Annotated in this window: 12 protein-coding genes; 9 read left to right on the forward strand and 3 right to left on the reverse strand. The window is 74.9% G+C overall.

Annotated elements, in window-relative coordinates; genetic code table 11:
• Window positions 1-20: 20 nt before the first annotated feature.
• Window positions 21-977: a TIGR03564 family F420-dependent LLM class oxidoreductase gene (locus tag ABZ810_RS23825; protein WP_358406516.1), complete on the forward strand. Its 957-nt coding sequence runs from the start codon at window positions 21-23 to the stop codon at window positions 975-977.
• Window positions 974-2,062: a CoA transferase gene (locus ABZ810_RS23830; protein ID WP_358406519.1), complete on the forward strand. Its 1,089-nt coding sequence runs from the start codon at window positions 974-976 to the stop codon at window positions 2,060-2,062. The genes ABZ810_RS23825 and ABZ810_RS23830 overlap by 4 nt, the downstream gene beginning before the upstream one ends.
• On the opposite strand, the gene ABZ810_RS23835 is transcribed toward ABZ810_RS23830, so the two are convergent.
• Window positions 2,053-3,069, reverse strand: coding sequence for a ferredoxin--NADP reductase (locus ABZ810_RS23835; RefSeq protein WP_358406520.1), 1,017 nt, complete (start codon window positions 3,067-3,069; stop codon window positions 2,053-2,055). The two genes, ABZ810_RS23830 and ABZ810_RS23835, sit on opposite strands and share 10 nt — an antisense overlap.
• Before the next feature lie 57 nt (window positions 3,070-3,126).
• Between ABZ810_RS23835 and ABZ810_RS23840 the strand changes: the two genes are divergently transcribed.
• The 4 genes from ABZ810_RS23840 to ABZ810_RS23855 are packed head-to-tail and all read left to right on the forward strand — an operon-like array spanning window position 3,127 to window position 7,269.
• On the forward strand, window positions 3,127-4,533 hold the full coding sequence (locus ABZ810_RS23840) for an AMP-binding protein (protein ID WP_358406521.1): 1,407 nt from the start codon (window positions 3,127-3,129) through the stop codon (window positions 4,531-4,533).
• Entirely contained in the window at window positions 4,511-5,425 is a 915-nt protein-coding gene (locus ABZ810_RS23845; RefSeq protein ID WP_358406523.1) for an acyl-CoA dehydrogenase family protein, read from the forward strand. The genes ABZ810_RS23840 and ABZ810_RS23845 overlap by 23 nt, the downstream gene beginning before the upstream one ends.
• Window positions 5,412-6,500 carry an acyl-CoA dehydrogenase family protein gene (locus ABZ810_RS23850; RefSeq protein ID WP_358406526.1) on the forward strand — a complete coding sequence of 363 codons (1,089 nt, stop codon included), beginning with the start codon at window positions 5,412-5,414 and terminating at the stop codon, window positions 6,498-6,500. The genes ABZ810_RS23845 and ABZ810_RS23850 overlap by 14 nt, the downstream gene beginning before the upstream one ends.
• A gap of 1 nt (window position 6,501) precedes the next feature.
• Window positions 6,502-7,269: an enoyl-CoA hydratase/isomerase family protein gene (locus tag ABZ810_RS23855; RefSeq protein WP_358406529.1), complete on the forward strand. Its 768-nt coding sequence runs from the start codon at window positions 6,502-6,504 to the stop codon at window positions 7,267-7,269.
• Between the two features lie 84 nt (window positions 7,270-7,353).
• On the opposite strand, the gene ABZ810_RS23860 is transcribed toward ABZ810_RS23855, so the two are convergent.
• Complete coding sequence (locus ABZ810_RS23860; protein ID WP_358406531.1) at window positions 7,354-8,115, reverse strand: SDR family NAD(P)-dependent oxidoreductase; 762 nt, start codon at window positions 8,113-8,115, stop codon at window positions 7,354-7,356.
• Window positions 8,116-8,168: 53 nt separating this feature from the next.
• Between ABZ810_RS23860 and ABZ810_RS23865 the strand changes: the two genes are divergently transcribed.
• From ABZ810_RS23865 to meaB, 3 genes are read left to right on the forward strand one after another with little or no spacing between them, the layout of a single operon-like run.
• Window positions 8,169-9,614 carry a fatty acid--CoA ligase family protein gene (locus tag ABZ810_RS23865; RefSeq protein WP_358406534.1) on the forward strand — a complete coding sequence of 482 codons (1,446 nt, stop codon included), beginning with the start codon at window positions 8,169-8,171 and terminating at the stop codon, window positions 9,612-9,614.
• Entirely contained in the window at window positions 9,607-10,749 is a 1,143-nt protein-coding gene (locus ABZ810_RS23870; RefSeq protein ID WP_358406536.1) for a thiolase family protein, read from the forward strand. The genes ABZ810_RS23865 and ABZ810_RS23870 overlap by 8 nt, the downstream gene beginning before the upstream one ends.
• Window positions 10,750-10,759: 10 nt before the next feature.
• On the forward strand, window positions 10,760-11,650 hold the full coding sequence (meaB, locus tag ABZ810_RS23875) for a methylmalonyl Co-A mutase-associated GTPase MeaB (protein WP_358406539.1): 891 nt from the start codon (window positions 10,760-10,762) through the stop codon (window positions 11,648-11,650).
• Here the strand turns inward: meaB and ABZ810_RS23880 are convergent.
• Entirely contained in the window at window positions 11,640-12,443 is an 804-nt protein-coding gene (locus tag ABZ810_RS23880) for an acyl-CoA thioesterase domain-containing protein (protein WP_358406540.1), read from the reverse strand. The two genes, meaB and ABZ810_RS23880, sit on opposite strands and share 11 nt — an antisense overlap.
• Between the last annotated feature and the right edge of the window lie 10 nt (window positions 12,444-12,453).

Below are 12,453 nucleotides of genomic sequence, written 5' to 3' on the forward strand. Positions count from 1 at the left end.
CCGCGAAACCTGGAGGAGACGTGCGGGTCGGTGTGATGATCGGGCCGGAACGCGGGGACGCCGCGCGCAAGGTCACCCGGATGATCGAGGACGTGCGCTGGGCGGAGGAGGCCGGGCTCGACACCGCCTGGATCCCCCAGATCCCGACGGACTTCGACGCGCTCGTCGCGGTCGCGCTCATGGGCGCGGCCACGACGCGGATCGAGCTCGGCACCGCCGTCGTGCCGTTGCAGGCCCAGCACCCGGTCGCGCTCGCGCGCCAGGCGCTGTCGGCCCAGGCCGCCACCGGCGGGCGGCTGACGCTGGGCGTCGGGCCCTCGCACCACTGGATCGTGCGGGACATGCTCGGCCTGCCGTACGAGCGGCCGGCCGCCTTCACCCGCGACTACCTCGACGTCCTGGACGCCGCGCTGAACGGCCCCGGCCCGGTCGACGTCGAGAACGCCACGTTCACCGTGCACAACCCCCTCGGGCTCGGCCCGGTGGCGCGGCTGCCGGTCATGGTCGCCGCGCTCGGCCCGGTCATGCTCGCCCTCGCCGGTGAGCGCGCCGACGGGACCGTGCTCTGGATGGCCGACGAACGCGCGGTCGCCGACCACGTCGTGCCGCGCATCACCAAGGCCGCCGAGAACGCCGGGCGCCCCGCCCCGCGCGTCGTCGCGGGCATCCCGGTCTGCCTGTGCCGGCCGTCGGAGGCCGGCGCGGCCCGGGAGCGCGCCAACCGGATCCTCGGGGAGGCCGAGGTGTCGCCCAACTACCAGCGGCTCCTGGACCACGGCGACGCCAAGGACGTCGGCGACCTGTGCGCGGCGGGCGACGAGGCGGCGATCGCGGCGCGGTTCCGGCGGTTCGCCGACGCCGGGGTGACCGACCTCTCGGTGCGGCTGCTGCCCATCGGCGAGGGCCGGGACGAGCTGGTCGCCTCCAAGCTCCGCACCCGGGAGATGCTCGCCGGGCTGGCGGCGGACCTGCGATGAGCGGCGGACCCGCGATGGGCGCCGGACCTGCGATGGGCGACGGGCCGCTCGCGGGAATCCGCGTCCTGGAGGCCGGCCACATCCTCTCCGGCCCGTACGCCACCATGTTGCTCGCCGACCTCGGTGCCGAGGTGACCAAGATCGAGCCGCCGGGCGGCGACCTGTCGCGCCAGGTGAGCGACGCCTACTTCGCCAGCCTCAACCGGGGCAAGCGCAGCGTCCGCCTGGACCTCACCTCGGCCGCGGGCCAGGCCCGCCTCGGCGAGCTCGCCGCCGGGTCGCACGCGCTGCTGGTCAACATGAAGCCCTCGGCGATCCGCCGGCTCGGGCTGACCTACGACGCGCTACGGCGGTGGAACGAGCGGCTCGTCTGCGTCGCGATGACGGGCTTCGGCCTGGACGCCGGCGACGAGCCGGCGTTCGACTACGTGATCCAGGCCGCGACCGGGGTGGCCGCGCTCACCGGCGAGCCCGGCGGCCCGCCGGTCCTGCCCGGCTACTCCTCGGCCGACAACTCCGCCGGGATCGCCGCCGCCCTCGGCCTGCTCGCGCAGATCATCTCGGGGCGCGGCGGGCAGGTGGAGGTCTCGCTGCGCGACGTCATGCTCTCCCAGCTCAACTACCGGGCGTCGGCCTACCTCAACGAGGGGACCGAGCCGCGGCGGCTGCCGTCCGGCGCGCACTCCTACTACGTTCCGGCGCAGCTCTTCCCGACGGGCGACGGCCACCTGGCGCTGTTCATCACCCACGACCGCTTCTGGAAGGCGTTCACGGCGGAGGCGGGCATCGAGGGCTACCCGGCGATGGCCGAGCGCGCGGCGCACCGCGAGGAGGTCGTGGCGCTGGTGACCGCGGCGCTCGCGGCCGACACGGCCTGGTCGTGGGAACGGCGGCTGCGCCCGCTGGGCGTGCCGGCCGCGGCGGTCAGGACGTTGCCGGAGGCGCTCGCGGCCACCCCGGAGATGATCGTGTCGGCGGGCGGGTACCGGCTGGTCGGCACGCCCGTCCGCGTCGCCGGGCACGTCCCCCGGTACGGGCCGCCGCCCCGCCTCGGCGAGCACGGCGGCCTGGCGGATCACTCGTAGACGACCGTCACCGCGCCGGGGCCGGGCACGCCCTGGCAGGTGAGGACGTAGCCCTCGGCGACCTCGTCGTCGGTCAGCGCGTCGTTGACCCGCATGGTCGCGGTGCCCTCGGTCAGCTTGGCCATGCAGGTGGCGCAGTTGCCCGCCTCGCAGGAGAACGGCGGCGCGAGGCCCGCCCGCCGGGCGCTCTCCAGCAACGTCTCGTTCGGGCGCCGCGGCACCCTCACGCGCTTCCTGCCGAGCTCGATCGTCAACGTGTCGGCGGCCGGGGCGGGCTCGGGCGGCGCGGCGGCCGGCCCGGGCGCGGGCGGGGGAGCGGGGGGACCGCCGAAACGTTCGCTGAACGTCCGGCCCGGACCCGGCAGCGCGGCGGCGACCAGATCCATGAACGGCTCGGGCCCGCACACGTAGGAGTCGGCGGCGCCGTCCGCGCCGACGAACGCCCGCACCGCGTCCGCGTCCAGCAGCCCGCGTTCGTCGTCGAAGTGGCGGACCACGCTGAGCCGCCCGGGATGGAGGCCGGCCAGATCGGTGAGCGCGCCGGCGAAGATCGCTGCGTCGCGGTCGCGGTCGGCGCACAGCAGCCGCACCGGGCGGGCGGTCGTCGCGAGCGTGCTCTTGACCAGCGACAGGATCGGCGTGATCCCGCTGCCGCCGCAGAACCCGAGCAGCGGCCCCTCGGCCGGGCGCAGGCAGAAGACGCCCATCGGCCGCGTCACCTCGACCTCGTCGCCCTCGGCGACGTTGTCGTGCAGCCAGTTGGAGACCTGGCCGCCCGGCACCCGCTTGACCGTGGTCATCAGCTCGTCGTCGGTCTCCGGGGCGCTCGACATCGAGTACGAGCGCAGCAGGTCCCTGCCGCCGACGCGCACCCGGAAGGTGCAGAACTGCCCGGCCTTGTAGGAGAACGGCCCCTCGTGCGGAGCGAGCACGTACGTCCTGGTGTCCGCCGTCTCGCGGACGACCCGGGTGACGGTCGCCCGCTGGAACAGAGGAGGTCTCGGCATGGTCGGGCTCCCTGTGGTATGAAGGTTCTACGGATACGAGAATACTATTCTCATCTCTTGGATGGGAGCTTGCCGGTGCTCGTCTACGAAGAGCGGGAGTACAGTGCGGCGCGCCTGGACGCACTGGCCGGCGGGCTGGCCGCGACGCTCGCGGACCGGGGCGCGGGCCCGGGGGACCGGGTCGCGCTGATGTCGTCCAACCGGCCCGAGTTCGTGGTGGCGGTGCGGGCGATCTGGCGCCTCGGCGCCGCCGTCGTCCTGTTCAGCCCCGCGTGGAGGCGCGGCGAGCTCGGCCACGCGCTGGCGATCACCAAGCCCGCGTTCGCGGTGGGCGACCATCCGCTGCTGGCCGAGGCCATGCCGATGGTGCACCTCGACGAGCCGATCGTGCCCGCGGACGCCCCGGCCGCCGCGAACGATCCGGCCGCCGACGCCGTGCTGGTGTTCAGCTCCGGCACGACCGGGCTGCCGAAGGCCGTCCGGCACACCCACGCGTCCCTCGGCGCGGCGGTGGAGCACTGGCGGGTCGCGCTCGGCCTCACCGACCGCGACCGGCTCCAGATCACCACGCCGCCCTCGCACATCCTGGGGCTGCTCAACATCGTCACGGCGCTGGAGGCCGGAGCCTGGCTGCGCCTGCACCGCCGGTTCGACCTCGACCTGATGCTGCACCACATCCAGGCCGACCGCATCACCGTCGAGATGGCCGTCGCGCCGATCGCGCTGGCGATCGCCTCCCACCCCGCGCTGGAGTCCTACGACCTCTCCTCGCTGCGCTACATCATGTGGGGCGCGACCCCGGTGACGCCCAGCGTCGCCGAGGCCGTCACCCGGCGCACCGGGGTCGGCTGGGTGCCCGCGTACGGGGCCAGCGAGCTGCCCGTCATCGCGTGCAGCCCGACCGGCGGCGCCCGGCTCGACGCGGTCGGCGCCCCGGTGCCCGGCGTCGAGCTGCGCGTCGTCTCGCTGGAGACCGGGAAGCCGCTCGGGCCGGGAGAGACCGGCGAGATCCAGGTGCGGGCGGCCTCGCTGATGGCCGGCTACCTCCCGGCGGAGTCGACCGCCGAGGCGTTCGACGGCGGCTGGTACCGCACCGGCGACGTGGGCCACCTCGGCGAGGACGGCCTGCTCAGGATCACCGACCGCTCGAAGGAAATGATCAAAGTGCGCGGCTTCCAGGTCGCGCCCGCCGAGATCGAGGCCGTCCTGCACGGGCACCCGGGCGTCGCGGACTGCGCGGTGTACGGCGTGCCCGACGCCGCCGACGGCGAGGCGGTCATGGCCGCCGTCGTGCCGCACGGCGAGGTCGACCCCGTCGTGCTCACCGCGCTCGTCGGCGAGCGGCTGGCCTCCTACAAACGGCCGCGCCGCGTGGAGCTGGTGGCCGAGATCCCGCGCCTGCCGTCCGGCAAGGTGCTGCGCCGAGTGCTCAAGGAACGCCATGGACGCACGTCTGACCAGTGAGCAGAGGGAGCTGCGCGACTCGGCCGCGCGCCTGGCCGGTGACCTGGGCCCCGGCTCGGTCCACGACCTCGACGACGCCGACCGCGTCGTGCGCCTGGAGAAGGCGGTCGCCGCCTCCGGCTGGCGGTCGCTGCGCGCCGACGGCGCGTCCGGCGTCGAGGTCGCCCTCGTCGCCGAGGAGTTCGGGCGGCGCCTGGTCGACGTGCCGTTCCTCGGGCCCGTGCTGGCCGCGGACCTGCGCGGCGACAGCGCCGACGACACCTTCGACGACCCGCCCTGGACGGTGGGGGTGGACGCCGAGGCGGTGGACGCGCGGGGCATCGCCCGCGTGGTGCTGCTCAGCGGCCGCCGGCTGCTGGCGGGCTGGACCGGCGTGGTCCTCCCGGGGCCCGACCTCACCAGGCGGAACACCGAGATCCGGGGGCCGCTCGAACCGGTCGGCGAGCTGTCGGCCGACCTGGCCGGCCGCTGGCGGGTGCTGGCCCTGGTCGCCTCCTGCGCCGACCTGGTGGGCGCCGCCCGGGGAGCGCACGCGCTCGCGTGCGACTACGCCAAGGTGCGCGAGCAGTACGGCCACGCGATCGGCACCTACCAGGCGGTCGCCCACCTGCTGGCCGAGGGGCTGGCACTGATCGAGGGCTCGGTGAGCGTGCTGCGGTACGCGGCCTGGGCCGTCGACGAGCTGCCGCCGGACGAGGGCCTGCGCGCGGCGCGGATCGCGAAGTTGTACTGCGCGCGGGCGGCCCGGACCATCTGCGAGACGACGGTGCAGGTGCACGGCGGGATCGGCAACACCTGGGACTGCCTGGCCCACGTGTACCTGCGCCGGGTGCTGGCCTCCACCGATCTGTTCCCCGTGAGCCTGGAGGAGATCGACCTTGGACTTTCGTGACTCGCCCGAGGAGGCCGCGTTCCGCCGCCGGCTGCGCATCTGGCTGGCCGACCGCGCCGGCGCCTTCCCCACCTCCGGGGACGACTACTGGACCCGCCAGGGCGAATGGCACCAGGCGCTCTACGCGGGCGGGTTCTTCGGGCTCTCCTGGCCGCGCGAGTACGGCGGGCGGGCGCTGCCGCCCGTCTACGACGTCATCCTGGACGAGGAGCTGGCCATCGCGGGCGCGCCTCCCCGTCCCAGCCTCGGCTACCTCGTCCAGGGGCTCGGCAGGCACGGCGGCCCGGAGCTGCGCCGCCGCTTCCTGCCGGGGATGATCGCGGGCACCGAACGCTGGTGCCAGGGCTTCAGCGAACCCGGCGCGGGCTCGGACCTCGCCTCCCTCACGACCGCCGCCGTCCGCGACGGCGACGAGTACGTGCTGGACGGCCACAAGGTCTGGACGAGCTACTCCGACGTCGCCGACTGGTGCCTGCTGCTGGCCAGGACCGACCCGGACGCGCCCCGCCACAAGGGCCTGTCGGCGTTCGTCGTCCCGATGGACCAGCCGGGCATCGAGCAGCGCCCGCTGCGCATGATGAACGGCGTCACCAACGAGTTCGGCCAGGTGCTCTTCGACGGGGCCCGCGTGCCCGCGTCCCACATGGTCGGCGTGCCGGGCGAGGGCTGGGCGCTGGCGATGACGGTCGTCGGGCACGAGCGCGAACCCGCCGAGCTGGGCTACTCGGCCCGCTACGGCAAGCTCGTCCGCGACCTCGCGGCCCGGACCCGCGGCACCCCGCCCGCCGAGCTGGCCTGGGCGGCCGTGGAGACCGAGATGTTGCGGCTGCACGTCCGCCGCCGCCTGTCCGAACGGCTCGACGGCGTCGAGCACGGCCCCCAGGGATCGCTGGACAAGCTGCTGATGACCTGGACCGAGCAGACGGTCGGGCACGCCGCGCTGGCGATGGGCGCGACCCACGACGCCGAACTGCTCGGCGCCTATCTCTACAGCCGGGCCCAGGGCGTGATGGGCGGGACCTCGCAGATCCAGAAGAACATCATCGCCGCACGGATTCTCGGATTGGGAGCGTGACGTGTACGACCTGCCGCCGGAGATCGACGTCCAGGAGGACGGCCCGCTGAGGATCATCACCCTCAACCGCCCGGACGCGCTCAACGCCATGAACGACACCCTCCACACGGCGCTCGCTCAGCTATGGCCCAGGCTGAGCGAGGACGAGGAGGCCCGCGCCGCCGTCCTGACGGGACGCGGCCGGGCCTTCTCCGCCGGCGGCGACCTCGGCTACCTCAAGCAGCTCGGCCGGGATCCCGGCCTGCGGGCCCGTACCATCGCGCACGGCCGGGACCTGGTCCTCGGCATGGCGCGCTGCCGCGTCCCGGTCGTCGCCGCGGTCAACGGCCCCGCGGTCGGCCTCGGGTGCAGCCTGGTGGCGCTCAGCGACATCGTCTACATGGCCGAGACTGCCTACCTCTCCGACCCGCACGTCCAGGTCGGCCTCGTCGCCGCCGACGGCGGCCCGCTCACCTGGCCGCTGCACACCAGCCTGCACGTCGCCAAGGAGTACGCCCTCACCGGCAACCGGATCAGCGCCGAGCGCGCGGTCCGGTTCGGGCTGGCCAACCACGTGGTGGCCGATCCGCTGGCCGAGGCGCTGGCCTGTGCCAAGCGCATCGCCGGGCTGCCGCGGAAGGCCGCCGAGAGCACCAAGCGGCTCCTCAACCTGCATCTCGAACGCGCCGTGCTCGCCACCCTCGACTTCGCCACCACGGCCGAGGAGCTCACCTTCCAGACCGAGGACTTCCAGACCACCATCGCCCGCCTCACCGAGGGCAAGGACTGAGCCCTGGCCGCCGCGCCCGCCGCGGCCCACGACCGAGGCCCCCGGCCGATCCGCGATCGGCCGGGGGCCTCGGCCCGGAGGAGCTCACTTCGGCGGGAACCGCACCGCGCCGTCGAGGCGGATCACCTCGCCGTTGAGGTAGTCGTTCGCGCAGACGTGCTCGACGAGGGAGGCGTACTCGGCGGGGGCGCCCATCCGCTTGGGGTGCGGGATGCGCGGCCCCCAGTACTCCTCGAGCTGGTCGGCGGCCTTGCCGTAGGCCGGGGTCAGGAAGGTGCCGGGTGCGATGGTGACGACGCGGATGCCGAGCGGGGAAAGGTCGCGGGCCGCGACGAGGGTCATGCCGACGACGCCGCCCTTGGCCGCGGCGTAGGGGAGCTGGCCGACCTGCCCCTCGTAGGCGGCGATCGAGGCGGTGTTGACGATGACGCCCCGGTCGCCGTCGACCGGGTCCTGGCGGCCGATGGCCGCGGCGGCGAGGCGCATCACGTTGAAGACGCCGGTCAGGTAGATCTCGATGGTCCGCCGGAAGCCGTCCAGGTCCAGCGGCGAGCCGTCCCGGCCGACGAGCCGCCCGCCGCTGGCCGGGCCGCCGTGCGCGTCGACCGAGATCCGCAGCGGGCCCGCGGCCTCCGCCTCGGCCAGTGCCGCCCGCACCGAGTCCTCGTCGGTGGCGTCGGTCCGGACGTAGCGGACGCCCAGCTCCTTCTCGAGGGCCGTGCCCTTGTCGTCGGCGAGGTCGGCGACCACGACGTTCGCCCCGGCCGCGTGCAGGCGCCGGACGGTGGCCTCGCCCAGGCCGCCGGCACCGCCGACGACGACCGCTGAGCTCCCACGGATCTGCATCAGCGTTTCCCTCCCTTGAAATCGGCACTCTTGATTGTGAGAATAGCATTCTCATGAACATCTCCATGATCCTCGAGATGGCGGCCTCGGCCGGCGGCCGCACCGCGGTGACGGGCGGCGGCCGGTCGCTGACCGCCGCCGACGTGCTGCGCCTGGCCCGCGCTGCGGCCACCCGTTTCCGGCGGCACCAGGCCGTTCTCTACGTGGGCGCCAACCACCTCGCCTACCCCGTGGCGCTCTTCGGCGCGGCCCTGGCGGGCGTGCCCTTCGTGCCCCTCAACTACCGCCTGGGCGAGCAGCAGCTCGACGGCCTGCTCGCCCGGCACCCCGGGGCGCTCGTGCTCCGCCCGGACGACTTCGACGACCTCCTCGACACCACCACCGACAGCGACAGCGACACCGACGCCGCCGAGGACGCGGCGGCCCCCTCCGACCCGGACGGCGTCGCCGCGCTGCTGTACACCAGCGGCACGACGTCCGAGCCCAAGGCGGCGGTGCTCCGGCACCGGCATCTGCTGGCCTACATCCTGAACACGCTGGAGTTCGCGTCCGCGGCGGAGGGCGACGCGGCGCTGGTCGCGGTGCCGCCCTACCACGTCGCGGGCCTGGCCAACGTGCTGACGAACCTCTACACCGGGCGCCGGGTGGTCTACATGGCCGCCTTCGACCCGGGGGAGTGGCTGGCGACCGTACGGCGGGAAGGCATCACGCACGCGCTGGTGGTGCCGACGATGCTCGCGCGGATCGTCGACACCGCGGGCGACGACGCCGGGGTTCCGACGCTGCGCACGATCGCGTACGGCGGGGCGCGCGCGCCGCGGCCCGTGGTGGAACGGGCCCTGCGCGCCTTCCCGGAGACGGGCTTCGTGAACGCCTACGGGCTCACCGAGACGGCGTCCTCCATCGCGGTGCTGGGGCCGGACGACCACCGCACGGCGCTCGCGTCCGGCGATCCGGCCGTCGCGGACCGGCTGAACTCGGTCGGCCGGGCGCTGCCCGGGGTCGAGTTCCAGATCCGCCGCGACGAGGGCGGACCGGCCGGGCCCGGCGAGACGGGGCTGGTGTTCGTCCGGGGGGAGCAGATCTCCGGCGAGTACGGCGGGCGGAGCGTGCTGGACCCCGACGGCTGGTTCGCCACCCGAGACCGCGGCCGGCTCGACGCCGACGGCTACCTGTTCATCGAGGGCCGCGCCGACGACACCATCATCCGGGGCGGCGAGAACATCGCCCCGGCCGAGATCGAGGACGTCCTGCTCGGCCATCCCGGCGTCACCGAGGCCGTGGTGCTCGGCGTGCCCGACCCCGAGTGGGGGCAGCGCGTCGTCGCCGTCGTCGTCGGCGCGGGCGACCCGGCCGAGGTCCGCCGGTGGGTCAAGGACCGGCTGCGCTCCTCCAAGACCCCCGACACCGTCGTCTTCCGCGACGAGCTGCCCAAGACCGAGACCGGCAAGACGCTGCGCCGCGTCCTGCTGGCAGAGCTGGAGTCCACCCATGCCTGAGGCCGTCATCGTCTCCGCCCAGCGCACCCCCATCGGCACCGCCATGAAGGGGACCCTGCGCGACACGACCGCGTACGACCTGGCCCACCACATCGTCACCGCCGCGTCCGAGGGGCTCGACCCCGCCCAGGTCGACGACGTCGTCCTCGGCGAGGGCCTGTACGGCGGCGGCGTCATCGCCCGGCACGCCGCCCTCACCGCCGGGCTGCCGTCGGTGGCCGGGCTCGCGCAGAACCGGCACTGCGCCGCGGGCCTGTCCGCCGTCCAGACCGCGGCGGCGAGCGTGCGCGCCGGGATGGACGAGCTGGTCATCGCCGGCGGCGTCAACTCCGCGTCCACGTCGCCGCGGTCCCGCTTCCGGGTGGACGGCGAGTGGGCCGACCCGTGGAGCCCGCCCACGCATCCCGACCGGCCGGACGCGCCCAACCTCGACATGTCGATCACGGTCGGCTGGAACGCGGCGGTCCGGGCGGGCGTGTCCCGCGAGGAGATGGACGCGTGGGCGCTGCGGTCGCACCGCAACGCGGTGCGGGCCATCGACGAGGGGCGGTTCGAAGCCGAGGTCGTCCCAATCGGGACGCCGCACGGGCTGTTCGCCGTGGACGAGCACCCGCGCCGCGGCACCAGCCTGGAGAAGCTCGCCTCGCTCAAGCCGCTGCACCCCGAGATCGAGGGCTTCAGCATCACTGCGGGCAACGCGGCCGGCGCCAACGACGGGGCCGCCGCGCTGGTGGTCGCCAGCGACCGGCTGGGCCTGCCCGCGCTGGCGACCGTCCGGTCGTGGGCGTCGGTCGGCGTCGACCCCGCCGAGACCGGGCTGGCGCCGGTGAAGGCCATCCCCAAGGCGCTCTCCCGCGCGGGGCTGGCCGTCCACGACGTCGACCTGTACGAGATCAACGAGGCGTTCGCGTCGATGTGCGTGGCCACGGTCGGACGCCTCGGCCTGGACCCCGACCGGGTGAACGTGAACGGCAGCGGCTGCTCGCTCGGCCACCCGGTCGCGGCGACCGGCGCGCGGATGCTGGTGACGCTCGTGCACGAGCTGCGCCGGCGCGGCGGCGGCCTCGGCGTCGCCGCGATGTGCGCGGGAGGCGGGATGGGGTCGGCCACGGTCATCGAGGTGCCGGCGCCGTGACACCGCCGCGATGAACGTCCCCGAGCTGGTCGCCGCGGCCCGCGCGGGCTCGGTCCGCGCGGCCGGGCGGCTGCTGACCCTGGTCGAGGGCGAGCGCCGCGCCGAGGTGCTCGAGGAGCTGGCCGCGCTCGCGCCGGCGGACGCCCGCGTCGTCGGCGTGACCGGTCCGCCCGGCGCGGGCAAGTCGACGACCGTGGCGGCGCTCGTCGGCGCGTACCGGGGGCGCGGGACGCGCGTCGCGGTGCTCGCCGTCGACCCGTCCTCCCCCTACAGCGGCGGCGCCCTGCTCGGCGACCGGATCCGGATGGCGGCGCACGCGGGCGACCCCGGCGTGCTGATCCGTTCGGTGGCGGCGCGCGGGCATCTGGGCGGGCTCGCCGCCGCGGTTCCGGCGGCGCTGCGCGTGCTGGCCGCGCTCTCCTTCGACGTGGTGCTCCTGGAGACGGTGGGCGTGGGGCAGTCGGAGATCGAGGTGGCCGCCGTCGCCGACCCGGCCGTCGTGGTCCTCACTCCCGGGGCGGGCGACGCCGTCCAGGCGGCGAAGGCCGGCCTGTTGGAGGTCGCCGACCTGGTCGTGGTCAACAAGGCCGACCGCGACGGCGCCGACCGGACCGTTCGCGACCTGCGGGGCGAGACCGGCGTGCCGATCCTGACGCTGGTCGCCACCAAGGGTGAGGGACTGGAAGGCCTGGTCGAGGCGATCGACGCGCACCATCGTGCGGACACCCCCGAACGGCGGGCGGCGCGGGCCCACGCGCAGCTGCTCTCGCTCGCCCAGGCGAGGCTGCGCTCCCATCCCGCGCTGGCCCGCCTGGCGGCCGAGGTCGCCGACGGCCGCCGCGATCCCTACGCGGCCGCCGACCTCCTCGTCCGCGGCGTCCTCGACCGCGTCATCGACTGACGCGCAGCAGCGCCTCCTGGGCGTAGGAGGCGACGAGCGAGCCGTCCCCGGTGAGGACGTCGCCGCGCCCGAAGCACCGGCCGTGCGCCAGCAGCGGGCTGTGCTGGCGGAGCAGCAGCCAGCCGTCGGTGCGGAACGGGCGGTGGAACCAGAGGGTGTGCGAGGTGACGGCGGAGGTGAACGCCGTGCCCGCGTCCCGCTGCCCGACGCCGTCGAGGGGGCGCAGCGCGGTGCCGATGAGCGTCAGGTCGGTCGCGTACGCGGTGAGGGCGGGGGCCAGCGCGGGGTCGGCCTCGGGGGTGCGCATCCAGAGCTCGGCCTCGGGCGGGCCGGGCTTGGGGGAGTCGAGGTCCGCGGTCGTCCGGGTGTCCCAGGGCAGCAGGTCGAGGGCCACCCGGTGCTCGGCCCCGATCACGGCGGGGACGTCGGCGACGGCCTGGTGGTCGGCGCCGTCCTCGCGGGCGTGCATCGACACCGACGCGGTGGCGACGACGCCGCGCTCCTGCCGGGCCACGACGCTCAGCGTCGCGAACGTGGAGCCCTCGTGCGAGCGCTGGACCTCGTAGGCGACGGGCTCGCCGGTGCTCCCGGGACGCGGGAACAGCACGTGCAGGGACTTGAGCGCCTTGTCCGGGCAGGACAGCTCGGCGGCCCTGGCGAACTGCGCCAGGAACTGCCCGCCGAAGACGCGGTGGTAGCTCAGCCGCTGGTTGCGCCCCTCGAACCGCCCCTCGTCGAGGGGCGTGAGGTCGAGGCAGCCGAGAAGGTCGCTCCAAAGATCATGCTCGGGCATGCCCCGAGTG

Source organism: Spirillospora sp. NPDC047279 (assembly GCF_040643285.1).
Taxonomy (GTDB): Bacteria; Actinomycetota; Actinomycetes; order Streptosporangiales; family Streptosporangiaceae; genus Spirillospora.

Excerpts from the sequence above, each read along its gene's own strand:
- ABZ810_RS23830 (WP_358406519.1), top strand. The coding sequence starts at position 974 with ATGAGCGGCGGACCCGCGATGGGCGCCGGACCTGCGATGGGCGACGGG.
- ABZ810_RS23835 (WP_358406520.1), bottom strand. The coding sequence starts at position 3,069 with ATGCCGAGACCTCCTCTGTTCCAGCGGGCGACCGTCACCCGGGTCGTC.
- ABZ810_RS23845 (WP_358406523.1), top strand. The coding sequence starts at position 4,511 with ATGGACGCACGTCTGACCAGTGAGCAGAGGGAGCTGCGCGACTCGGCC.
- ABZ810_RS23860 (WP_358406531.1), bottom strand. The coding sequence starts at position 8,115 with ATGCAGATCCGTGGGAGCTCAGCGGTCGTCGTCGGCGGTGCCGGCGGC.
- ABZ810_RS23865 (WP_358406534.1), top strand. The coding sequence starts at position 8,169 with ATGAACATCTCCATGATCCTCGAGATGGCGGCCTCGGCCGGCGGCCGC.
- ABZ810_RS23870 (WP_358406536.1), top strand. The coding sequence starts at position 9,607 with ATGCCTGAGGCCGTCATCGTCTCCGCCCAGCGCACCCCCATCGGCACC.
- meaB (WP_358406539.1), top strand. The coding sequence starts at position 10,760 with ATGAACGTCCCCGAGCTGGTCGCCGCGGCCCGCGCGGGCTCGGTCCGC.
- ABZ810_RS23880 (WP_358406540.1), bottom strand. The coding sequence starts at position 12,443 with ATGCCCGAGCATGATCTTTGGAGCGACCTTCTCGGCTGCCTCGACCTC.